Below are 21,311 nucleotides of genomic sequence, written 5' to 3' on the forward strand. Positions count from 1 at the left end.
GGCAAAGGTCTGCAACACCTCTATCCCCGGTTCAAATCCGGGTGGCGCCTTAAGCAGAAGGGCAAGTTTTCTTGGGAGAACTTGTCATTTTTTTATTTAAATTTTTAACTCTACGGAGCGTTTATTGGTTTGTATAGAAAATTCATTTATAATCATTTATGGAGGTGGCAGTAGTGGATTGTAATAAAGTAGGAAAGCTTATTCTGGATTTGCGTAAAGAGAAGAAAATGACACAGAAACAGCTTGCGGATGCCATGAATATTAGTGATAAAACAATTTCAAAATGGGAACGGGGATATGGATGCCCTGATGTATCATTGCTCAATGAGCTATCAGAAGTCTTAAATGTGAATATTGAAAAAATATTGCTGGGAGATTTGGAGCCCAACAATGCAGACGGAGGAAATATGAAGAAAATAAAATTTTATATGTGTCCCAATTGCGGCAATGTGATTACGGCCACAGGAGAAGCAGAAATATCCTGCTGTGGACGTAAAATGACAGCATTGGTACCTAAACCCGCAGATGAGGAGCACTATTTGAATGTGGAAAAGATAGAGAATGATTATTATATTACTTTTCCCCATGAAATGAAGAAAGAGCACTACATTTCTTTTGTTGCATATGTGACATATGATAAAATCATTCTTGTAAGGTTGTACCCTGAGCAAGGCGGTGAAGTACGTATTCCAACTCTTCGCAGAGGGGAGCTTTATTTTGGATGCAGTAGAGACGGCTTATGGGTGACAAAAATATGACGAGAGATATGAACTTTGTGCCGATTGTAATGGAAAACTGGCCCAGAGCACAGATGTTTTATTATTATACCCAGATAGCTCCTACCAGTTATACGGTAGATGTAAGAATGAATGTTACTGTTTTGAGACAGACATTAAAGCAACGAGGCCTCAAATTTTTCCCCGCTTATTTGTGGTTAATAACCAAAGTAATGCAAGGAATTGATGAGTTTAGAGTAGGGATGGAAGATGGTGTTTTGGGGATATGGGAACAATTAACCCCAGCCTATCCTGTGTTTCATCAAGACGACAAAACAACATCGTTACTATGGACCGAATTTGAAGAAGATTTCTCGGCATTTTACGAAAACTATGAAAGGGATACCAAAGCACATGGTGACAGCCATGGCGTGTTAACCTCAAAAGGAATTCCGCTCTCTAATGCTTACATTATTTCCTGTATTCCTTGGTTCACCTTTCAGAGCTTTTCTCTCCATAACCATGGAATAAAAGATTATTATTTTCCTAGCTTTGAAGCAGGGCAGTTTGTGAAGGAGGAAGGGGAGGAATTCATGCCTCTATCTGTGACAGTGCATCATGCAACAATAGACGGTTATCATTTAAAACAATTCTTTGAATCGTTGCAAGAGTCAATGATTCATCCGGAGGAATGGCTATGAAGGGAAGGTATTGAAACTAGAAAAGGCTTCTTGCTTTTGTGCCAGCTCCCACATCGTTTTGTCAAAGGCTCAGTGTAGCACCAAAAAACCGCAGAGATTCTCTGCGGTTTTTTATTTACAGGATAGGATTTCGTAATATGAGTGTGGTATATTTAGACATACATCTAAATGTTATTGACGGAAGGAAGGATTCATGCTATTTTATATTTAGATAAACATCTAAATGAAATGGGGTGATGCTTTGGGCCTTCAACAAACATTAAAAGCAATTGGTGACCCTACGCGACGAGAGATTTTGGATATGTTGAAATCAGGAGAAAAAACTGCAGGGGAAATAGGAGAACGTTTTCAGGCAACGGGGGCTACCATTTCTCATCATTTATCTGTATTAAAAAATGCAGGGTTGATAATGGATGAGAAAAAAGGGAAATATATTTATTATGAGTTAAACATGACGGTTTTTGAAGAGATTTTAAGCTGGATAACAGCCTTTACTGGAGGGGACAAAAATGAGTAAAAAAAGAATTGCCATATATATTTTTTCAGTAATACCCATTATAATGGTAAGCTTGGTTTATGAAAAGCTTCCAGATTTGGTGCCAATGCAATGGGAGGCAGGTGGAGGAGTACGTTATGATGATAAGTGGAAGTTATATATCATTGGCGGATTATGCCTCATTATGGGTGTTATTATGCCTCTTGTCCCTAAAATTGATCCCAGAAAGAAAAATTACGAAAAATTCTTTTTAGCTTACGAAAATATTATTCTTATGATTGTAATATTTATGGCTGCCATCATGGCAATTTCACTTTCGGAAAGCCTATATCCCGGAAGAATTTCTGTACCCAGAGTTGTTAGTGGTGGTGTGGGCCTTTTGTTTATTTTTCTTGGGAACATGATGCCCAAAGTGAAATCAAACTTTTTTACTGGTGTTCGGACACCATGGGCATTGAGCAGTGAATTAGTATGGAATAAAACACAAAGATTAGGCGGGAAAGTGTGTTTTTTCGGTGGATTACTCATGGTTTTGTGTGCGTTTTTTGTTCCTATTTTTGCAATGCCTTATGTCGTTGGTTTGGTGATGTGTATCATTGTTTTATACCCCACGATTATGTCATACGTTTGGTATAAGGATGAAGTAAAATTGTTAGAAAAATAACCGATGCCAGCATTTATGGGGCTTTGCACAAAATAGGGAGCATGCAAACAAAAAATGTTGACGGTACAAGGTTTTACGGCTATACTGAATTCATCAAATAGCCAAAATGCCTTTTGCCGTCATTTTTTATGTGTTTATTTGGTTGCCTCGGCGTAAAAAATTATATTTGGAAATGATAGGTATGAGGCTATAAGGAATTACCATTTTTGGAAGAGGCTATAATTTGTCAGAGAGCCGTTTCTCATTAGGAGGTTAAATACATGCAAAAAGAAAGAACTGTTTACATCATTGGACATAAGAATCCCGATACAGATTCTATTTGTTCTGCAATTGCGTATGCAGATTTAAAAAACAGGTTAAAGGAAGGCAATTTTGCGGCAAAAAGAGCAGGTGAAATCAATAACGAAACAAAATTTGTTTTGGAATATTTTGATGTGGGGGACCCCGGGTTTCTAGGACACGTAGGTACACAAGTAAAGGATATTACGATTAAATCAACCCCTTCTATTAGCAGAGAGCTTTCTTTAAAAAAAGCATGGAATACCATGCGAGATTTAGGGGATGCCACCATGCCCGTGGTGCAGGATGGAAAGCTTGAAGGGATTATCTCCGTTAAGGATATTGCAACAGCTAATATGGATGTCTTTGAGACTCACATTTTAGCAATGTCTCACACAAAGTACACAAATATTTTGGATACTATCGATGGAAATATGATTATTGGTGACGAAAACGACATCGTCACAAAAGGGAAAATTTTGATTGGTGCTGCGAATCCCGACTTATTGGAGTCTTATATAGAAGAAGGTGACATCGTTATTACGGGGAACCGTTTTGAAAGTCAGCTTTGTTGTATTGAAATGAAAGCAGGGTGTATTGTTGTTTGTATGGGTGCTCCTGTTTCTAAGACCATTCAAAAGCTGGCAATGGAAAACAACTGTAAAATCATCAGCACACCTCATGACACCTATATGGCTGCAAGATTGATGAGCCAAAGTACCCCTTGTGGTTATTTTATGCGTAAAGAAGGGTTAATTTCCTTTCATAAAGAAGATTTTATTTCCGATATAAAGTCTGTTCTATCTAAAATCAGACACAGAGATTTTCCTGTTTTAGATCAAGATGGAAATTATTGTGGCATGCTTTCTCGCCGCTCTTTATTGGATATGGAGAAGAAAAAAATTATCTTGGTTGACCACAATGAAAAGACCCAGGCAGTAGATGGAATTGACGAAGCGGAAATTATTGAAATTATTGACCATCATCGTTTGGGCAGTTTGGAAACCGCTATGCCGGTCTATTTCCGTAACCAGCCTGTTGGTTGTACTGCTACCATAATTTACGGAATGTATCGAGAAAACAACGTGGAAATTACGCCAAAGGTTGCGGGCTTATTGTGCTCTGCTATATTATCGGATACGCTAATGTTCCGCTCTCCTACATGCACAGAAAAGGATAGAGAGGCCGCTGAGGTTGTGGCAAAAATTGCTGGAATCGAGATTCAAGAATATGCGGAAAAAATGTTTCGGGCAGGTAGCTCTTTAGGAGATAAAGCGCCACAAGAAATTTTTTATCAGGATTTTAAGAAATTTAGTGGTAGTGGGTTAACCTTTGGGGTTGGTCAGATTTCATCTTTGGATCAGGAGGAATTGAGCCAACTTCGCACAAAAATTGCCCTTTATATGGAATCCATTAAAGGTAGTTGTGATGTTCTGTTTTTCCTTTTAACAAACATATTAACAGAGTCTTCGGAGTTAGTTTTTGTAGGTGAGAAGGCAAAGGACATTGTGGATGCGGCTTTTTGCGGGTCGGCAGAAGAAAATTGGATGTATCTTCCTGGCATGGTTTCTAGGAAGAAGCAGTTTGTACCTAAAATATTAAATGGGATTCAACAAGTGCTATGATGAAAAATTATAAGATGATACTTGCCTATGATGGTGGCCGATACAACGGTTGGCAAAAACAGGGCAACACAGAGAATACGATACAAGAAAAGTTAGAGGGCATTGTTTCTGCTTTGGCGGGCTGCCCTATTGAGATTTTCGGCTCGGGAAGGACAGATGCAGGAACCCATGCTTACGGGCAGGTTGCTAATTTTTATATGGAATGGAATGATTCACAGGAGAGACTCATGGATGCCATCAACGAAAAACTTCCTGAAGATATAGGTGTACTGTCTTTAGAGGAGGTTTATCCACGGTTTCATAGTCGATTGAGTGCTAAGGCAAAAACCTATGAATATACCATTTGGAATAGTAAGAAACCTCCCGTGTTTGAAAGAAAGTATGTTTTTTGGTGTGAAAAGCCCCTGAATGTGGAAAAAATGCGAGAGGCTGCAGAATTGTTTCTTGGAGAGCATGATTTTAAGAGTTTTTGCGCCAATAAGCGCATGAAAAAATCAACAGTGCGGAAAATATATCAGATTGATTTTCAATGCACAGAGGATAAAATAACCATTTCCTATTATGGGAACGGATTTTTATATCAGATGATAAGAATACTCACAGGTACGCTGATCGAGGTGGGAGAGGGCAAACGACAGCCCCATGAAATCCCTTCCATTTTTGTGGCATTGGACAGAGAAAAAGCCGGTTTTACCGCCCCAGCCAAGGGGTTGGCTTTGAAAGAAGTTTTTTATGGAGAGAGGCCGGAAGAAAATGATACGAATAACTGATTTAAAACTGCCTGTAAACGGGTCAGAGGAACAGCTGAAAAAAAGAGTCGCAAGAGTTTTGGGAATTCCAGTCGAAGGAGTAATAAAGACAAAGATTTTCCGCCGTTCGTTAGATGCCAGAAAAAAGGATCAAATTCATTATGTCCTCGTTGTTGATGTAGAGGTTGCTAATGAAAAAAAAGTACTGGCTAAGGCAACGGGGAAAAATATATCTGTAACCCCTGATTTATCGTATGCTTTTCCTCAGGGAAAAGCAGAATGCAAAAATCCTCCTGTGGTGGTTGGCTTTGGACCGGGGGGGATGTTCGCTGCGCTTCTTTTGGCAGAATTGGGCCTAAAACCCATTGTTTTAGAGCGTGGAGGAGATGTGGAAAGCCGCAAAAAAGCGATTTCCCTCTTTTGGGAGGAAGGAAAACTCAACCCTGAGAATAATGTACAATTTGGCGAGGGCGGTGCAGGTACTTTTTCCGATGGGAAGCTGACCACGCGCATTAAAGATCCTCGATGCCGTAAGGTTCTAGAGGAATTTGTGGCGGCAGGGGCACCTGAGGACATTTTATTTGATGCCAAACCCCATATTGGGACGGATTTATTGCAAGGAGTTGTGAAAAAAATTAGAGAGAAGATTCGATCTCTTGGCGGGGAAGTTCGTTTTTTGTCCAAAGTTTCCGATATTTTGGTGGAAGGCGGTCAGGTGCAAGGCGTCGTCCTTTCAGATGGAGAAACCATTTATTCAAACGATGTGGTTTTAGCTGTTGGACACAGCGCAAGGGACACCTTTGAAATGCTGCATCAGAAGGGTGCTATATTAGAGCAGAAGCCTTTTGCCATGGGAGTTAGAATTGAACATCCACAAAGTATGATAGATATTGCCCAGTATGGAGAAGGCGAGAAGGAACTGCCTCCAGCTGATTATCGTTTAACCTATACTACAAAAAAAGGAAGAGGTGTTTACACCTTTTGTATGTGCCCTGGCGGGTATGTGGTGGCGGCATCCAGTGAAGAAGGTAGATTGGCAGTCAACGGCATGAGTGAACATGCCAGAGATGGAGAAAATGCAAATTCTGCCCTTTTGGTACAAGTATTTCCTAAGGATTTTGCCTCTGACCACCCTTTGGCAGGCATGTATTTTCAGCGGGATTTGGAGGAGAAGGCTTTTGCTTTGGGTGGAGGAAATTATACCGCTCCCATACAACGGGTAGGTGCATTTCTCGGTACTTCAAAGGAAGGCGCTACGGTTTCCCCTAGTTATCGCCCAAATACAAAGGAAAGCAACTTGGCAGAAATGTTTCCTTCTTTTATGACGGAAGCCATGCAAGAGGCTATCCCTGAAATGGGAAAACGATTAAAGGGATTTGACAGAGAGGACGCTGTATTGACAGCAGTGGAAAGCAGAAGCTCTTCACCTGTGCGGATTCTTCGTGGTGATGATGGCACAAGTTCTTGGGCAAAGGGACTTTATCCCACGGGGGAGGGCGCCGGTTATGCAGGGGGGATTGTATCTGCCGCTGTGGATGGCATTTTGGCTGCTGAGAAAATATTTATAAAGAATTTAGTGTGAATTGAAAAAGGTAAGAAACATTAATAAGCTTAGAAAAAGAAACAAAATAGATACAACAAAGCGCAGGGATAAATCAACCTATCCATGCGCTTTTTGAAATTAAAGTTAAGTAAATATTTCTCTTTCCATCAGACGAATATGTATTATATTGTCGCCAAATTTGATAATGTTTCCTCTGTAAGGCGGTATACGGTCCAATCCTTCATGGGTTCTGCGCCCAAAGATAAATAAAAATCAATGCTTGGCTGATTCCAATCCAAGCACCACCATTCCAAGCGGCCACATTTGCGATCCACAGCGATTCTTGCCAACTCTTTTAAAATTTCTTTGCCATATCCCTTTCCTCTGTATTCTTCTTTCACAAATAAATCCTCTAAGTAAATTCCCGCTTTTCCTAAAAAGGTGGAAAAATTGTGAAAGAAAAGGGCAAAGCCGACTTCCTTACCATCCACCATGGCAAATAGTACCTCTGCTTTTTTTTGCTGAAAAATCCATTCATTGAGAAGTTCTTCTGTAGCTATAACCTCCGCCAGCATTTTTTCGTAGCTGGCCAACTCCTGTATGAAGGTTAAAATCAGCGATGTATCATCTTCTTTTGCAAATCGAAAATCCATTTAGTTCTCCTTTCTTTGATACCCCTTTATGTTACAGTTTATTTGATTTCTAGAATGGTCAGTGTTCCTGTTTCTTTATCATGAGAATATACAAAAGAAAAGGCATCCCCTTCTTTCATGACATGAAGTTTTTCTGATACAGTTTCATCATAAAATTGGAAAGCTTGAATGGTTCCATCTTCCAAGGTCACCTCAACGGTATGACCATCAGCGGAACCGTTGAAAACGGCAGAAGCATTGTATGTAGGGGGAGCAAAGCCTTCTTCTTTGGTCATTCCGGCTACACTGTAAAAGTATCTTGGATCCACAATCCCATCGGCAAAGGCATTTTTTTGCATTGTCACTAGAGATTTACCCAAAACTTCTTTATCCTCCATGGTAGAAACCAGCTTTGCCGTAATGACGTAGCCATTATCTGTTTCCTTATAATTTGATAACACTGTTTTTGAAAGACCACGGTCTCCCTGTGTCAGCAAATATGCATCCCAATCCTTATCATAGGTAATGGAATCGGAAAGGGATTCGGGCAGGGGCAATAAGTCATCATAGTTGGCGAACAGGGCAATGGCATATTCCTGGGCAACTTTTTTGGGTACTTTTAATCTTCCATCATCAGTTTCTGTTACCAGGCTATTTTCAGTGCCGGAAGTACCTAAGAAATAATATAGGGCACTCCAAAAAAATTCAGGATTTGTGGCATCATAGTCAGTGTTGTTTTCTAGCATACTGCGCATGAGCGCATCAATTGGCTCTACCATTGTGGCCATATCCTGAGGTATAGCGCCTTGGGCTTGGAGATTTGCGGGAGCAGGCTCGCTGTTTTTTTTACTGCAACCCGTTATTCCTAATAAAAATAGTGCGGTAATAAAATATAATATGTATTTTTTCATTTCAATCCTCCTAAGGCTAATCCCACATCCCTTTGTTTGTGGTTGGTGTATTCATATCTTTTTGATTGTATCTTTTCAGTCAGCCTGAAAATAAATAGGAAACACTTCCGGCTGGTTTACGCATATTGTTGTTTTGTTGAAGAAAAATCCGGCAGCACATCCGGACATAGAGTCAAACAGTATTACTTTAGTATAATCCAATATTATAAACGAAACGTAACAAAAATCTTTCATATTTATAAATTTTTGTTGCAAGACTTTTCTGTGCCATCATAGAATAATGATAGGGGGAAACTCTTTACCCGCCCCTAAAAAAATGGTATACTATCAAAACGGTGTTGCTTTTTGACGAAAATCGTTGCAACCCGGGGCTTCCTATCGGTCAAATAGAAGGAAAGGACGGTTTAAGTAGTTGAAGCGCCAGAACCGCAGATAGGGCGGTTGACGAGGTAGAAGTGATCGAATTTTTCGGCGGATGCTTCTCGCCCATTCGTTCAGGGACGCAGGTCTTTTTACAAAAAGGAGAAGAAAATTCTCCTGACAAAGGGAAAGGCAACGGACGAATAAAAGAATAAAGGAGAAATTTAAATTATGTGTGGTATTGTTGGATATATCGGGAACGCGGAGGCGGTACCCGTTCTTTTGAATGGCCTTGCCAAGTTGGAATACCGTGGTTATGATTCAGCGGGTATTTCTGTATATCATGATGGAATATATACAATTAAGGCAAAAGGCAGACTGGCAAATCTGGCAGAAAAAATAGATAAAGAGGAAGCTTTGTCCTCCCATATGGGAATCGGTCATACTAGATGGGCAACCCACGGGGCACCCAGTGACCGAAACAGCCATCCCCATAATAGCCAAAGTGGAAAAATTTCAGTGGTTCATAACGGAATCATTGAAAACTATATGGAAATAAAGGCATTTTTACAGGAACAGGGCTATGTATTTGTATCAGAAACAGATTCAGAGGTAGTTGCTCAGCTGTTTGACTTTTATTATGAGGGAGATCCAGTTGAAACACTAAGCAAAGTAGTCAGAAAAGTGCGTGGCGCATATGCATTGGCAATTATGTGCATTGACCATCCCGATAGCTTGGTGGCAGTCAGAAAGGATTGTCCCCTTTTGGCAGGATTAAGCAGTGAGGGAAACTATGTGGCTTCCGATATTCCTGCATTGTTGGAATATACCAGAGACTATTATTTGCTGGATGATAATGAAATCGTATTTTTAACCAAAGACAGTGTTACCCTTTATGATCTGGATGGAAATGAGATTCATAAAGATGTATTCCGAGTGACTTGGGACATTGATGCGGCGGAAAAGGGCGGTTACGATTACTTCATGATGAAGGAAATTATGGAACAGCCTGAAGCGTTGAGAAAAACAGTGTTCCCAAGGTTGACAGAAGCGGGAATCAACTTTGAGGATCTTTCTTTGACAGTAGAGGAAATCAAGAATTTTAATCGGATTCACATTGTTGCCTGCGGCAGTGCGTGGCACGCAGGGGTTGTAGGAAGATATGTTATGGAAGAGGTCAGCAGAATTCCTGTAGAAGTAGATATTGCATCTGAATTCCGCTATCGTAATCCTATTTTGAATCAGAATGACCTTTGTATAATCATCAGCCAATCAGGAGAAACAGCCGATACTTTGGCGGCCTTGAGAGAAGCAAAAAAACAGGGAGTTAAAGTGCTTTCTATTGTGAATGTGGTGGGCAGCTCCATCGCAAGGGAAAGTGATGATGTGCTGTATACTTGGGCAGGACCTGAAATCGCTGTGGCTACCACAAAGGGATACACAACCCAGCTTTCTTTGTTGTATCTGGTTTCTTTATATTTTGCTAAGGCACGAGGGACTGTGGAGGAAGGACGCCTGAAGGAGTATCTACAGGAATTACGCCTATTGCCTCAAAAGACAGAAGCGGTGTTAAAACTGGATGCAAAAATGGCTGAACTTGCGAAAAAATATGCCCAGAGTGAGGATGTATTTATCATTGGTCGTGGTTTGGACTATGCAGCGGCAATGGAGTCTTCATTAAAACTAAAGGAAATTTCCTATATCCACAGTGAAGCCTATGCTGCAGGTGAGTTGAAACATGGCACCATTTCCTTAATTGAGGATGGAACACTAGTGATTGCCATTGCAACCCAGGAGAGGTTATTTGAAAAGCTGGTTAGCAATGCAAAAGAGGTAAAAGCTAGGGGTGCTAAAGTAATTGCCATTGCTGTAGAGGGAAACCAAGCTATGGAAGAAGTTGCCGATGAGGTGATTTATCTGCCTCAGTCAGGAGATATTTTTACCAGCTCTTATAATGTTTTGCCCATGCAGTTGTTTGCCTACTACACAGCAGTGGAAAGAGGCTGTGATGTAGATAAACCAAGAAATTTAGCAAAATCAGTAACCGTTGAATAATGTGTAAATACTTCTTCGTGAAGTTTTGGGTGCCGATGAAATCGGCACCTTTTTTATTACGCATAAATCATTGACAAGCAAAGCCATAACAAGAATATAAAAAATCTCTGGAGATGGTTACATTAAACTTTTCGACAAAAAGCGTTATTTATATTGACACCTAGGTGTATGAGTCATACAATACACCTAGGTGTGTTATCAATATAGTACACTTTAGGAGGGATAGTATGTTAAATTTTACAGAGCTGGTTCTGAATACAGTGGATCCGGTTTATGCTCAAATAAGTGAATTTGTAAAACGGCAGATATTTTTGGGGAAAGCAAAAAAGGGAGACCCTTTGCCATCCAGGCGTGAGTTGGCAACCCAGCTAAAAATTAACCCCAATACTGCGCAGAAGGCCTTTCGTGTTTTAGAGGATGCGGGGTTGGTTCTAACACCAAAAAATACCGTCAGTATTCTTTATTTTGACGAGGAAATGCTATTGGAGATACAACGGGAAATGACGGGAGATTTGGTTGCAGAGTTTGTAAAAAGGCTTAAAGAAAACAAATTATCCCTTGATGAGGTATTGGGATTGCTGCAACAGGAATGGGAAAAGGGGGAGCAGGCATGAAAAATACATTAAAGCTCAGCAATTATTTATTTAGCTGGTTTTTTCGAAAGAGTGGTCGGTATATCCTAGGCTTTTCTTTGGGAATGGCCTCTCTTTTCATTTTAATTAGCAGTAGTCTTAGCGCGACCAATTCTTATCAACATATTGCCAAAGAATTTCGCACCTTTGATATGGTGATTGATTATAGTGGCGCAGGCGTTGTGTTTTTTCTTGGTTTGGTTACTCTTTTTATTACGCTCTTTATTCAAATGAATGGATTTTACACCAATGGAAAAGGAATGTATTCCATTTTAACGTTGCCTATGAAAAGGTGTGAGGTGTTTTTTGCTTTTTATTTGTCTGCTTCAGCGGCGGTATTTATATATTTTGCCTTGTGGGTTATTGCAATGGCTGCATTTTATTTACCCATCACTTCTGTGTATGTGAAAGAGGCATTTCAATCCGTATTGCGTTTTTCCCAAAGTGTAACAGTGAGAGACATAGATACCTCTATTTCCAATGGATTTTTTTTGGCCTTTCACAGAAGTATTTTTTTAAGTTCTTGCTTTCCTGTTTCTTGGATTCAAGCTTTGGCGTTAAGTGGGGGCATGTTTCTCTCTATAACTGCCATTGTTTTTGCAGGGTTATATAATGAAAGCATTTTTACGCGAGTGTTACTGTTTGTAGTTGTATTAGCAGGATTTTTTGTGGCATTTTATCGGGCATGGATTTTTATTGATAATCAGCTGTTTTATTCAGTGAGAACCATAATGCCCCAAAGTCTTTATCTGTTTGTACTAGCAGGGCTTCTCGGGGTGACACTAATGGTTGTTGCCATAAAGAAATTAAAGAGAAGAAAAGACATATAAAAAGGGGGGAAGGGCATGAAAAATAAAGCAATATGGGCGGTGGCTTTTTCTATTTTGGTTTTATCGGTTTTTTTGGGTGTAATGCATGGATTACAGAATAAAGGCATTTTTTATTTGAGTGATTTGGAGGGACAACGAGAATATTTAAACCTTTTTCCCATAGAAGGAATTGCTGGTGATGGTACCCAAGGAATCAGCTTTCGTTTAGAGGATGGGGAACTAACAACGAAGTTTTATCCCTTTGATACAGAGCAGATTAAAAATATTGTTCTTGCTGAGCGCAGAGGATTGAAGGGATTAAAAAAATATAGCTATAATTATTATACACAAGAGAATTATTATGATTTTAGCCGCAGTGGCAATGTGTTTGCTTCCACCGATTCGGCACCTTCCAAAGATGCAAATATTCAGCATAAGGATAGTTTTCATCAAGAAATATTGGAAGACTTTGATTTGGAAAATGTAGAATTTGTTGGTGGCGAAACAGTGATAGCTGATAAAATTGATGTGTATTTATCTTTTTTCGATGTAGATAATGGAAATTGGGCAAGGGTACCCACGGGAATGACCTTGCAGGATAAGCCCTATTATTACACTCGGGGGGATTATGCAGAAACAAATTCTTCTTTCACCCATACCGCTTTCAATGATGCACAAATTAATGCCATATGTATTAAATTAGGAGATGCATATTATAGTATGGCAATTCCTAGCAAGGAATGCCGAGGAAAAACTACAATATATCGTGTTAGCAGTGATGATTTGGTGAAAACGCCTGATCAGGGAGAGCTCTATGACCAAAAAAAATATGGAAATGCCAAGGCCCTTTGCGCCTTCCCTGTGGATGAGGATAATCATATATTGGGAATGTTTAAGGTTGGAGAGGAATCCATTGGAATTTTTAGAACCCAAAAGGACAGCTTGATTTTCGAATTATATAATACTGAGGGTGCTTTGGTTGCGCAAGACTTGCTTACAAATGAGAGGGGCAGAGAGGTAGACCAAGCTGAGGCCGATGTGATTTCATGGAATGATCGGGATGCATCCATTTACTTTAGAACTTATCAAATTATAAAGCAAAAGGACGAATCTGAGGCTTGGGAGACGGTTTTAAATGGGATGTACCAATTTGATGAAAAAGGTTTAAAGCGAATGAATTGCTATGGTGGAGAGGGTGGAAAATTACTTTCCGTATGTAGAAATAATCTGATTTTTGATATATCTATGGTGAATAATGAAAAAATTAAGCTTCCTTACTATTATGGATTTCAGGTGTATTTTACGGTAGTCAATGGAGACACTGAAAAGGTTCTCTATCGGGGGCTGTTGGTGACGGATTACGATGAAGATTTATATAAAATGTTTTCCTCATATGATATTTCCAAAAATGCTCCTTATCTCGAGGAGGCAATGAAGGATTATTATGGGAATTCAATCACTACCCAAAGACAGCGGCAGATTATGGAGGTTTTACCTATAAACGGAAAGGTGGAAAATTCATGGTGGAGATAAGGAATTTATATTTTACCTATGCAAACTTTCATAGGGTTTTACAAAATGTCTCTTTCAGTGTTCCCACAGGGCAGATTGTAGCGGTTTTGGGCGCCAATGGTGCGGGAAAAACCACACTTTTGAAGCTGATTGCCGGTTTGATGAAGCCTGACAACAATATGGAGATTAAGATAGATGAAAAAACACCACAACAGATGGCAGGCAAAATTGCATATATCAGTGAAGTGGGAACATATTTTAATGACCTGACACCTAGGGCATATGGGGATTTTTTGCAGGACTTTTTCCCAACATTTGATAGACCCTATTTTAACATGCTTTTAGATTTTTTTCATTTAGAGGAACGCCTCATTAAGAAAATGTCAAAGGGGCAGAGGGCCAAGGTGGAAATTGCTGCGGGTATGGCAAAAAGAACACCTTATATTATTATGGATGAACCCTTTGTGGGAAAGGATATGTTTACCCGTCAGGATTTTATGCAGGCCTTATCGGGGACTCTGTCGGGGGAGGAAACCATTTTTATTACCACTCATGAAATAAGTGAAATTGAAAATTTTGTGGATCGGGTGATTATTTTAAAGGAAAATACAATTGCAGTGGATATTTCTTTAGATGACCTTCGTCAAGAGGGCAGGACCATTCAGGAGCTTATGAAGGATACCATTGGCTATCAGGAAAATGGTTTTCATACTTATTTAGATAAGATTGAGTAGAATTGAGAAGAATAAAAAATATAGCGGAGCAAAAAATAATAGTCCTGGGCAGTTTGCCTTTGGACTATTTTTCATTTAATACTTATCATTTTGAAAAAAAGAATATAAAAAGTCTTTACCCTGAAAAAACAACGAAAATTGACATCGGTTGGGGGTTATGCTATACTTTTTCATGAATTAGACGCAATTAACTTTAGATAGATAGAGGGATTATAATGACGTTAGATGAATTGCCTATTGGCAAAGAAGCAGTAATTTTCAAGGTTGGCGGAGAAGGCGTTTTACGCTATCGCCTTTTAGATATGGGATTGATACCTAAAACAAAAATAAGGGTTACAAAGGTTGCACCTATGGGTGATCCCATTGAGCTGCGATTGAGAGGCTATACACTGACCATTCGTCTGGAGGATGCCAGGAGTATTCAGGTGATTGAGGAGGCTGCAAAATGATATTTGCTTTAGCTGGAAATCAAAATTGCGGAAAAACAACATTATTTAATCAACTGACAGGTTCCAATCAGCATGTGGGAAACTTCCCAGGGGTGACGGTAGAGCAAAAAATTGGTGAAATCAGAGGTCATAAGGATTGCAAGGTGGTGGATTTACCTGGAATTTATTCCATACGTCCCTACACCAGCGAGGAGATTGTAAGCCGAGATTTCATTTTGAATGAAAAGCCTGACGGCATTATTAACATTGTAGATGCCACTAATATTGAGAGAAATTTGTATTTGACCCTTCAGTTATTAGAAATGCGAATTCCTATGGTTTTGGCATTAAATATGATGGATGAGGTGCGCAATAATGGCGGGACCATTAACGTTGAAAAAATGTCGGAGGAATTGGGCATTCCTGTAATCCCCATCAGTGCGGCCAAAAATGAGGGAATTGAAGAGTTGCTCCAAAGTGCGTTGAAGGAAACGAAGCAAAAAAGACTACCTCAACGTCTAGATTTTTGTCCTCAGGGGCCTGTGCACAGGTGTATCCATTCTGTTTGTCATCAGCTGGAGGATCATGCGGAAAACGCAGGGCTTCCCCTACGCTTTAGTGCTACAAAGGTGATTGAGAATGATGAGGATATTATAAAAAGATTGATGCTCAGCCAAAATGAACTTGAGCTGATAGAACACAGTATTATTGAGATGGAGACAGAGCTGTCTTTGGATCGAAATGCGGCATTGGCAGATATGCGCTATGCCTTTATCGAAAAAGTCTGCGAAGCAACGGTAATTAAATGCCAAGAGAGTAAAGAGCATATTCGCAGTGTACGCATTGATGGACTGCTAACCCATAAATTTTTCTCAATACCAATTTTTATTGGCATCATGTTTTTGATTTTTTTCCTAACATTTAATGTGCTGGGTGCTTTTTTAAGCGATGGACTGTCTGTACTCATTGATGGAATTACAGGCTGGGTAGACCAAGGGCTTACCCTATATGGGATAAATCCTGTGGTACACAGCTTGGTCATTGATGGTATTTTTGCCGGGGTGGGCAGTGTTTTAAGCTTTTTACCTATTATTGTGGTATTATTCTTCTTCCTATCTGTTTTGGAAGATACGGGATACATGGCCAGAGTTGCCTTTGTTATGGATAAGCTTCTGCGAAAAATTGGACTTTCCGGTCGCAGCATTGTTCCTCTTTTAATCGGGTTTGGGTGTACGGTGCCTGCAGTTATGGCGACCAGAACCCTTTCTTCGGAGCGAGATCGGAAAATGACCATGTTATTGACGCCATTTATGAGTTGTTCTGCAAAAATACCCATTTATGCGGTTTTCACTGCAGCTTTTTTCCCAAAGCAGGGAGCATTGGTTATGCTTGGGCTGTACTTTTTTGGAATCGTAGTGGGGATTATTGTGGCCCTTTTGTTTGGTAGAACCATTTTTCATGGAAACCCAATTCCCTTTGTAATGGAATTACCCAATTACCGATTCCCTTCATTGAAAAGTGTGGTTTTGTTGATGTGGGATAAGGCGAGAGATTTCTTACAAAAGGCATTTACCGTTATTTTCGTTGCAACAATTATCATTTGGTTCTTACAAAGCTTTGATAGTCACTTGAACATTGTTGCAGATAGTGCAAATAGTCTTCTGGCCATGTTCGGTCAGATATTGGCACCAATATTTATTCCTCTTGGCTTTACAGATTGGCGTATTCCAACGGCATTGATTACTGGGTTCACTGCGAAGGAAGCGGTAATCAGTACTATGAGTGTTTTGTTGGGAACATCGGTGGCACAGCTGAAGGATGCTTTATCTATGTTATTTACACCTATTTCTGCCATTAGTTTTTTGGTTTTTACACTATTATATACGCCTTGTGTTGCCGCCATTGCTGCAGTGAAAAGGGAGCTGAATTCAGGATTTTTGGCAGGGGTTGTTGCTTTCATTCAATGTGTGATTGCGTGGATTGTGGCTTTCGGTGTGTATCAGATATTACAGCTGTTTTCATAAGGAGCTGAAAACATGGGTATTTTGGATTATATCATTTTAGCATTGATTGTCGTAGGCATCATTGTGGCGGTTCGTCGTATGAAAAAAAACGGTGGCTGCTGTGGATGCGGAGGAAATTGCGGTCAATGTAAAAAAGAAAGAAAAGAGAAAAAGTAAATTATTTTTTAAAAGCTTGATTTATGTTATAAAAAAAGGCAAAGGCTCTTCCTTTCTGACGAAACAGAAGGGAAAGAGCCTTTTTCTATTAATTGGGGTAAAAATTAATTTCAATAAAAGAAAGCATGGTATCTTTTGGGTTGATATAGGTATGTCCGATGGAAGAATCAAAAGCCAAAGAATCTCCCTCAACTAATGTATAATCACCAGCCTCAGTATGAAGGTTTAGCTCACCCTGAATGATATAGATATATTCTTGTGCCTTTTCCGAATGGCCGATGGAAGCATTGGAGGACTGTGCATCCAGTTCCACATAAAAAAGCTCGAAATTACGCACAGGAGTGCTTTTGAAATAGCAATATACTCTGTAATGCTCAGTCTCTCCTGTTTGCATCACAGACTCTTTTCTTGAAACAAAAGTTGATTCCTTCTCGATCCTATCCATTAATTTTGTATATGGAACATTTAATCCATTGGCAATTTTCCAAATTGTGTTTATGGTAGGATTGCTGTTACCTTTCTCCATATCCGAAAGCATGGCTTTACTGATGCCTGAAATCTTTGACAATTGACCTAGTGTTAAATTACGTTCGTTTCTTAATTCCTTGAGATTGATTGCAATAATTTTGCCCAGTTCCATAAATTCTCCTTTTTTGCTTGACAAATAAAATGAACGAATGTAAGATATAAAAAACAAATCGTTCGATATATCGAGCGAATGTTAAGTATTATATGTATTATTATAATCAAAAAGAGTAGAGAAATCAAGAAAAAGGAATGCAATTGAGCTGAGAACTGTTTTATATTGTTGAGAATGAGAAACCTGCTCATCCAATGGTAAAAAACAATGAAAAAGGAGGACTTTAACATGAAAAAGCTAGGGAGAGATGATGGATGGGAACTATTATGCCAGTATACAAACACCCCTGCCCTTCGAAAGCATGCATTGGCAGTGGAAGCTACCATGGCTCATTTTGCTCGTCTCAATGGTGAAGAGGAGGAAGTATGGGGAGTGGTGGGATTATTGCATGATTTGGATTATGAAAAATATCCGGAAGAGCATTGCCACAAAGCTGAGGAGATTATGAGGGAACAAGGAATAGATGAGGTTTATATTCGTGCTATGAAATCCCATGGATATGACATTTGCACAGATGTAAAGCCTGAGAGTTTGATGGAGAAGGTCCTATTTACCATTGACGAACTGACGGGGTTGATTAATGCCCTTTGCCTGATGCGACCATCGAAAAGTGTGTTGGATCTAGAAGTAAAGTCTGTAAAAAAGAAGTTTAAGGATAAATCTTTTGCGGCAGGGGTAAATAGAGAGATTATTATCAAAGGCTGCGAAATGCTGGGTATGGACTTGGATGAGGTTATACGAGAGACCATTGAGGGAATGAAAGAAAGGGCAGAGGAAATTGGTTTAAAAGGAACCCTTTAGGCAATCTTTGCTTTAGGTATGACTATTGTAATATTATAAGTGTAATACATAAAAGATTTGCCGTAGAATAAAATTCTACGGCAAATTTCATGAAAACATATTAGCTTGGGATTGCTTACCCAATTTATTTTCACTGATATCAGGTTCTTAATTTTAGTATGTAAATAACTGTGTCCATGCGCTGCCATCTACACCAACGCCAATATACTTAAAGTTAGGGTTCATAATATTTGCTCTATGTCCCTCGGAGTTCATCCAGTCATTCATAACCTGTTCAGGTGTTTTTTGTCCAAGAGCGATATTTTCGCCGGCGCCTCTGTAAGAAACATTTGCTTCGTCAAGGGCTGTAAAGCAGCTTCTGCCATCAGGTCTTGTATGGGAAAAGCTTGTCTGAACTTCTTTTGCACGAACCTGTGCAGCTGCGGTTACTTTTGTATCAATGGTTAATGCACCTAAACCTGCTTTTGCTCTTTCTGCATTTACAAGGTCAACTACTTTCTGGGCATTTACGGATACAGTTGCTGATGTATCAGTGGAACCATTGTTGCTGGAACCATTGTTACTGGAACCATTGTTGCTGGAACCGTTGTTGCTAGAACCGTTGTTGCTAGAACCGTTGTTACTGGAACCATTGTTGCTAGAACCGTTGTTGCATTTTGTGCCAGTAGCATTTTGGGAATCAAGTATGGACTTAATGTTTGGTGAGCACTTAATTCCGTTTTTTGTAATAACAATACCCTTTAAGTTTGAAGCATTCTTTACAGATGATCCATTATTGCAGTTTAACTGGCTTAAAATAGAATCAATATTAATAGAATTTAAGCAGTTATTTTGTGTGCTGTTTAAATTCTGAGCACCTTTTACTGTGCAGTTTGACAAAATGTTTGTTGTAGGGCAATTGGAGCCAGAAGGTGCATTACACCCAAGAGGTGCAGCCATTGCTTGCACGGACATGGTAAGGACTGCGACAGAAACAGCAGCAGCTAATCTAAATTTTTTCATTTTTCAGTTCCTCCTTAATTATCTAAAAATCATTTATTGCAGCCAGTATTACAATTAGAACCAGTACAGTTATATCCGGTAAAGCAGTTAGATGCATTTGAGAAGCTAGCGCCCTTAACGGCTTTCGTTGTTGTTGTACATTTAGAGCCGGTAGTGCAGTTAGAGCTAGTTGTGCAATTAGAGCCGGTACAGTTGTTTGTGCTGGCGCCTTTTACTCTTGATGCAGCCTTTGTGCTTGTTGTGCAGTTAGAACCTTTTGTTGCAGTTGTACAGTTAAAACCTTTTGTTGTAGTGGTGCCTTTCACGTAGCTTGCACCCTTCACCGATGAACCGTTGTTGCAGTTCAGCTGACTTAAAACAGATTCAATGTTAGTGAAATTAAAACAAGAATTCTGTGTGCTGTTTGAAGTCTGGATACCCTTTACTGCATTTGTGAATGTTTTGCTTGTTGGGCAGCTGGAACCAGAAGATATATTGCAGTTCAGAGGTGCGGCCATCGCCTGCACGGACATGGTAAGAACTGCAACGGAAACAGCAGCGGCTAATCTAAATTTTTTCATTTAAAGTTCCTCCTTATTTTTTGAAAAGTTTTAAATAGTTATTTCTCAAATGTTATGTAATTGTTACAAAACTGTTACGAGAACATAGTATCACAGCATTCCTGAGAATAAAAGCGGAAACAAATGGTAATATTTTTTGAAGAATGTGGTGAAAAGCAGAGTTTTCTTTGTATTTTAAGGGATTTAGGGATAAAAAAGGAAAAGACCTTTTCTCTAAATTTTAATAAAGAAAAGGTCTTTTTATAATAAAATTATTTGGAATCGAAAGAAATGAATGGTTTTAAGGCTGATGCAACGGAGCTAATCGGCATTGTTTGCAGCCATATATGCCCGGGACCCGTAATTACTGTGTTAAAGAGGCCTTCTCCGCCGAAAAGCATGTTTTTAAGGCCTGGAACCATTTGAATATCCATTTGACAGGTTGTACTCATTGCAGCAAGATAACCGCTGTCAATGATAATCTGCTGTCCTGCCTGAAGGTCATATTCCACAATATGTCCATCGAATTCTGCAAAAACAGTACCTATGCCAGAAACCTTTTGTAAGATAAAGCCTTCCCCACCAAAAAGACCGGAGCCAAATTTCTTATGAAAATGGATAGAAAGTTGTACTCCAGCTTCTCCTGCAAGAAATGCGCTTTTTTGAAAAATATATTCCTGATTAGGTGAAACCTCAAAGGCTTTGATGCTACCGGGGAAGCTTGATGCAAAAGCAATAGTCCCTGGGCCTTGACTGGCTGTGTATTTGTTTTGGAAAAAGGATTCCCCTGAAAACATTCGACCAAAAGCTTTTCCGATTCCGCCGTTGGTGATTGTTTCCATTACCATATTGGGTGACATCCACGCCATAGAACCTTTTTCAGTAATCATTGTTTCTTCTGCATCCAGCTTGCATATTACCACTGGCAAGGTTTCCCCTGTTATTTCATATTTCATGTAAATCCTCCTTATAATATAAGTAAAAATTAATGAATACAACATTCAAAAACGATATTTGACTTCTAAAACATTTTAAAAAGCCTATGTGTGAATTCTTGAGCAGGCAAAAAAAACGATCTTGGAAATTGTCCGAGAATCTTTTGCTTTTCAAAAAACGTTTTTAGGAAATGGAGACTTTTGTTTTATTATATCATAAAAAAAGGGTATACGTTAATCTACAGATTGAAAAATTCAAATATTTAATGTAAAAGTTGAGAATTAATCCTTGACAAAGTGTGTGTAAATAATGTAGAATTTCTATTGCAACTGTGTGCGCGAGTGGCTCAGTGGTAGAGCATCGCCTT

General features: G+C 39.4%; 20 protein-coding genes and 1 pseudogene. 15 read left to right on the forward strand and 6 right to left on the reverse strand.

All coding sequences use genetic code 11. The features are described 5' to 3' along the window. Positions 1–173: 173 nt before the first annotated feature. The 7 genes from RTK36_RS02885 (at position 174) to RTK36_RS02915 (ending at position 6,812) form a co-directional block, all read left to right on the forward strand. Positions 174–758, forward strand: a complete 585-nt coding sequence (locus RTK36_RS02885) for a helix-turn-helix domain-containing protein (protein ID WP_312044153.1) — start codon at positions 174–176, stop codon at positions 756–758. Continuing rightward, positions 755–1,417, forward strand: coding sequence for a chloramphenicol acetyltransferase (locus RTK36_RS02890; RefSeq protein WP_312044155.1), 663 nt, complete (start codon positions 755–757; stop codon positions 1,415–1,417). Before RTK36_RS02885 ends, RTK36_RS02890 begins: the two co-directional genes overlap by 4 nt. A 241-nt stretch (positions 1,418–1,658) precedes the next feature. Next, positions 1,659–1,934, forward strand: a complete 276-nt coding sequence (locus RTK36_RS02895) for an autorepressor SdpR family transcription factor (protein ID WP_312044157.1) — start codon at positions 1,659–1,661, stop codon at positions 1,932–1,934. After that, a complete protein-coding gene (locus RTK36_RS02900; protein WP_312044159.1) occupies positions 1,927–2,577 on the forward strand; it encodes an SdpI family protein in 651 nt (216 codons plus the stop codon). Before RTK36_RS02895 ends, RTK36_RS02900 begins: the two co-directional genes overlap by 8 nt. A 260-nt stretch (positions 2,578–2,837) precedes the next feature. After that, a complete protein-coding gene (locus RTK36_RS02905; protein ID WP_312044161.1) occupies positions 2,838–4,481 on the forward strand; it encodes a putative manganese-dependent inorganic diphosphatase in 1,644 nt (547 codons plus the stop codon). Next, complete coding sequence (gene truA, locus RTK36_RS02910) at positions 4,478–5,251, forward strand: tRNA pseudouridine(38-40) synthase TruA (RefSeq protein ID WP_312044163.1); 774 nt, start codon at positions 4,478–4,480, stop codon at positions 5,249–5,251. Before RTK36_RS02905 ends, truA begins: the two co-directional genes overlap by 4 nt. Next, positions 5,235–6,812: an NAD(P)/FAD-dependent oxidoreductase gene (locus RTK36_RS02915; protein ID WP_312044165.1), complete on the forward strand. Its 1,578-nt coding sequence runs from the start codon at positions 5,235–5,237 to the stop codon at positions 6,810–6,812. Before truA ends, RTK36_RS02915 begins: the two co-directional genes overlap by 17 nt. A 143-nt stretch (positions 6,813–6,955) precedes the next feature. On the opposite strand, the gene RTK36_RS02920 is transcribed toward RTK36_RS02915, so the two are convergent. Further along, positions 6,956–7,426, reverse strand: coding sequence for a GNAT family N-acetyltransferase (locus RTK36_RS02920; protein ID WP_312044167.1), 471 nt, complete (start codon positions 7,424–7,426; stop codon positions 6,956–6,958). 38 nt (positions 7,427–7,464) lie between these two features. Further along, a complete protein-coding gene (locus RTK36_RS02925) occupies positions 7,465–8,316 on the reverse strand; it encodes a hypothetical protein (protein ID WP_312044169.1) in 852 nt (283 codons plus the stop codon). A gap of 591 nt (positions 8,317–8,907) precedes the next feature. Here RTK36_RS02925 and glmS point away from each other — a divergent pair. From glmS to RTK36_RS02965, 7 genes and pseudogenes are all read left to right on the forward strand, one after another. Next, positions 8,908–10,731 (forward strand): glutamine--fructose-6-phosphate transaminase (isomerizing), encoded by a 1,824-nt coding sequence (gene glmS, locus RTK36_RS02930; RefSeq protein ID WP_312044171.1) that lies wholly within the window; start codon positions 8,908–8,910, stop codon positions 10,729–10,731. A gap of 227 nt (positions 10,732–10,958) precedes the next feature. Continuing rightward, positions 10,959–11,345 carry a GntR family transcriptional regulator gene (locus RTK36_RS02935; RefSeq protein ID WP_312044173.1) on the forward strand — a complete coding sequence of 129 codons (387 nt, stop codon included), beginning with the start codon at positions 10,959–10,961 and terminating at the stop codon, positions 11,343–11,345. Next, positions 11,342–12,193, forward strand: a complete 852-nt coding sequence (locus tag RTK36_RS02940; protein ID WP_312044175.1) for a hypothetical protein — start codon at positions 11,342–11,344, stop codon at positions 12,191–12,193. The genes RTK36_RS02935 and RTK36_RS02940 overlap by 4 nt, the downstream gene beginning before the upstream one ends. 15 nt (positions 12,194–12,208) lie before the next feature. Next, a complete protein-coding gene (locus tag RTK36_RS02945; protein ID WP_312044177.1) occupies positions 12,209–13,705 on the forward strand; it encodes a hypothetical protein in 1,497 nt (498 codons plus the stop codon). Beyond that, positions 13,693–14,418 carry an ATP-binding cassette domain-containing protein gene (locus tag RTK36_RS02950; protein WP_312044179.1) on the forward strand — a complete coding sequence of 242 codons (726 nt, stop codon included), beginning with the start codon at positions 13,693–13,695 and terminating at the stop codon, positions 14,416–14,418. The genes RTK36_RS02945 and RTK36_RS02950 overlap by 13 nt, the downstream gene beginning before the upstream one ends. Positions 14,419–14,633: 215 nt before the next feature. Next, positions 14,634–16,870: pseudogene (gene feoB / locus RTK36_RS02960) on the forward strand (ferrous iron transport protein B). Between the two features lie 12 nt (positions 16,871–16,882). Next, complete coding sequence (locus tag RTK36_RS02965; protein ID WP_312044185.1) at positions 16,883–17,026, forward strand: FeoB-associated Cys-rich membrane protein; 144 nt, start codon at positions 16,883–16,885, stop codon at positions 17,024–17,026. 88 nt (positions 17,027–17,114) lie between these two features. On the opposite strand, the gene RTK36_RS02970 is transcribed toward RTK36_RS02965, so the two are convergent. Next, entirely contained in the window at positions 17,115–17,666 is a 552-nt protein-coding gene (locus RTK36_RS02970) for a helix-turn-helix domain-containing protein (protein WP_312044187.1), read from the reverse strand. Between the two features lie 228 nt (positions 17,667–17,894). On the opposite strand from RTK36_RS02970, the gene RTK36_RS02975 reads away from it, so the two are divergent. Next, positions 17,895–18,467 (forward strand): HDIG domain-containing metalloprotein, encoded by a 573-nt coding sequence (locus RTK36_RS02975; protein WP_312044190.1) that lies wholly within the window; start codon positions 17,895–17,897, stop codon positions 18,465–18,467. 153 nt (positions 18,468–18,620) lie between these two features. Here RTK36_RS02975 and RTK36_RS02980 read toward each other — a convergent pair whose 3' ends face one another. From RTK36_RS02980 to RTK36_RS02990, 3 genes are all read right to left on the reverse strand, one after another. Further along, entirely contained in the window at positions 18,621–19,469 is an 849-nt protein-coding gene (locus RTK36_RS02980; RefSeq protein WP_312044192.1) for a CAP domain-containing protein, read from the reverse strand. A gap of 29 nt (positions 19,470–19,498) precedes the next feature. Beyond that, complete coding sequence (locus RTK36_RS02985; RefSeq protein WP_312044194.1) at positions 19,499–20,029, reverse strand: hypothetical protein; 531 nt, start codon at positions 20,027–20,029, stop codon at positions 19,499–19,501. Between the two features lie 251 nt (positions 20,030–20,280). After that, the gene (locus tag RTK36_RS02990; protein ID WP_312044197.1) at positions 20,281–20,964 is read right to left on the reverse strand and encodes a TIGR00266 family protein; all 684 of its coding nucleotides are present in this window, start codon (positions 20,962–20,964) and stop codon (positions 20,281–20,283) included. Positions 20,965–21,311: the final 347 nt, after the last annotated feature.

The sequence above is a fragment of the Anaerotignum sp. genome, from assembly GCF_031981185.1.
Taxonomy (GTDB): Bacteria; Bacillota; Clostridia; order Lachnospirales; family Anaerotignaceae; genus Chakrabartyella.

What these genes read in the sequence shown, in the direction of transcription:
- RTK36_RS02890 (WP_312044155.1), top strand. Translation starts at nt 755, where the DNA reads ATGACGAGAGATATGAACTTTGTGCCGATTGTAATGGAAAACTGGCCC.
- RTK36_RS02900 (WP_312044159.1), top strand. Translation starts at nt 1,927, where the DNA reads ATGAGTAAAAAAAGAATTGCCATATATATTTTTTCAGTAATACCCATT.
- RTK36_RS02905 (WP_312044161.1), top strand. Translation starts at nt 2,838, where the DNA reads ATGCAAAAAGAAAGAACTGTTTACATCATTGGACATAAGAATCCCGAT.
- truA (WP_312044163.1), top strand. Translation starts at nt 4,478, where the DNA reads ATGATGAAAAATTATAAGATGATACTTGCCTATGATGGTGGCCGATAC.
- RTK36_RS02915 (WP_312044165.1), top strand. Translation starts at nt 5,235, where the DNA reads ATGATACGAATAACTGATTTAAAACTGCCTGTAAACGGGTCAGAGGAA.
- RTK36_RS02920 (WP_312044167.1), bottom strand. Translation starts at nt 7,426, where the DNA reads ATGGATTTTCGATTTGCAAAAGAAGATGATACATCGCTGATTTTAACC.
- RTK36_RS02925 (WP_312044169.1), bottom strand. Translation starts at nt 8,316, where the DNA reads ATGAAAAAATACATATTATATTTTATTACCGCACTATTTTTATTAGGA.
- glmS (WP_312044171.1), top strand. Translation starts at nt 8,908, where the DNA reads ATGTGTGGTATTGTTGGATATATCGGGAACGCGGAGGCGGTACCCGTT.
- RTK36_RS02935 (WP_312044173.1), top strand. Translation starts at nt 10,959, where the DNA reads ATGTTAAATTTTACAGAGCTGGTTCTGAATACAGTGGATCCGGTTTAT.
- RTK36_RS02940 (WP_312044175.1), top strand. Translation starts at nt 11,342, where the DNA reads ATGAAAAATACATTAAAGCTCAGCAATTATTTATTTAGCTGGTTTTTT.
- RTK36_RS02945 (WP_312044177.1), top strand. Translation starts at nt 12,209, where the DNA reads ATGAAAAATAAAGCAATATGGGCGGTGGCTTTTTCTATTTTGGTTTTA.
- RTK36_RS02950 (WP_312044179.1), top strand. Translation starts at nt 13,693, where the DNA reads ATGGTGGAGATAAGGAATTTATATTTTACCTATGCAAACTTTCATAGG.
- RTK36_RS02965 (WP_312044185.1), top strand. Translation starts at nt 16,883, where the DNA reads ATGGGTATTTTGGATTATATCATTTTAGCATTGATTGTCGTAGGCATC.
- RTK36_RS02970 (WP_312044187.1), bottom strand. Translation starts at nt 17,666, where the DNA reads ATGGAACTGGGCAAAATTATTGCAATCAATCTCAAGGAATTAAGAAAC.
- RTK36_RS02975 (WP_312044190.1), top strand. Translation starts at nt 17,895, where the DNA reads ATGAAAAAGCTAGGGAGAGATGATGGATGGGAACTATTATGCCAGTAT.
- RTK36_RS02980 (WP_312044192.1), bottom strand. Translation starts at nt 19,469, where the DNA reads ATGAAAAAATTTAGATTAGCTGCTGCTGTTTCTGTCGCAGTCCTTACC.
- RTK36_RS02985 (WP_312044194.1), bottom strand. Translation starts at nt 20,029, where the DNA reads ATGAAAAAATTTAGATTAGCCGCTGCTGTTTCCGTTGCAGTTCTTACC.
- RTK36_RS02990 (WP_312044197.1), bottom strand. Translation starts at nt 20,964, where the DNA reads ATGAAATATGAAATAACAGGGGAAACCTTGCCAGTGGTAATATGCAAG.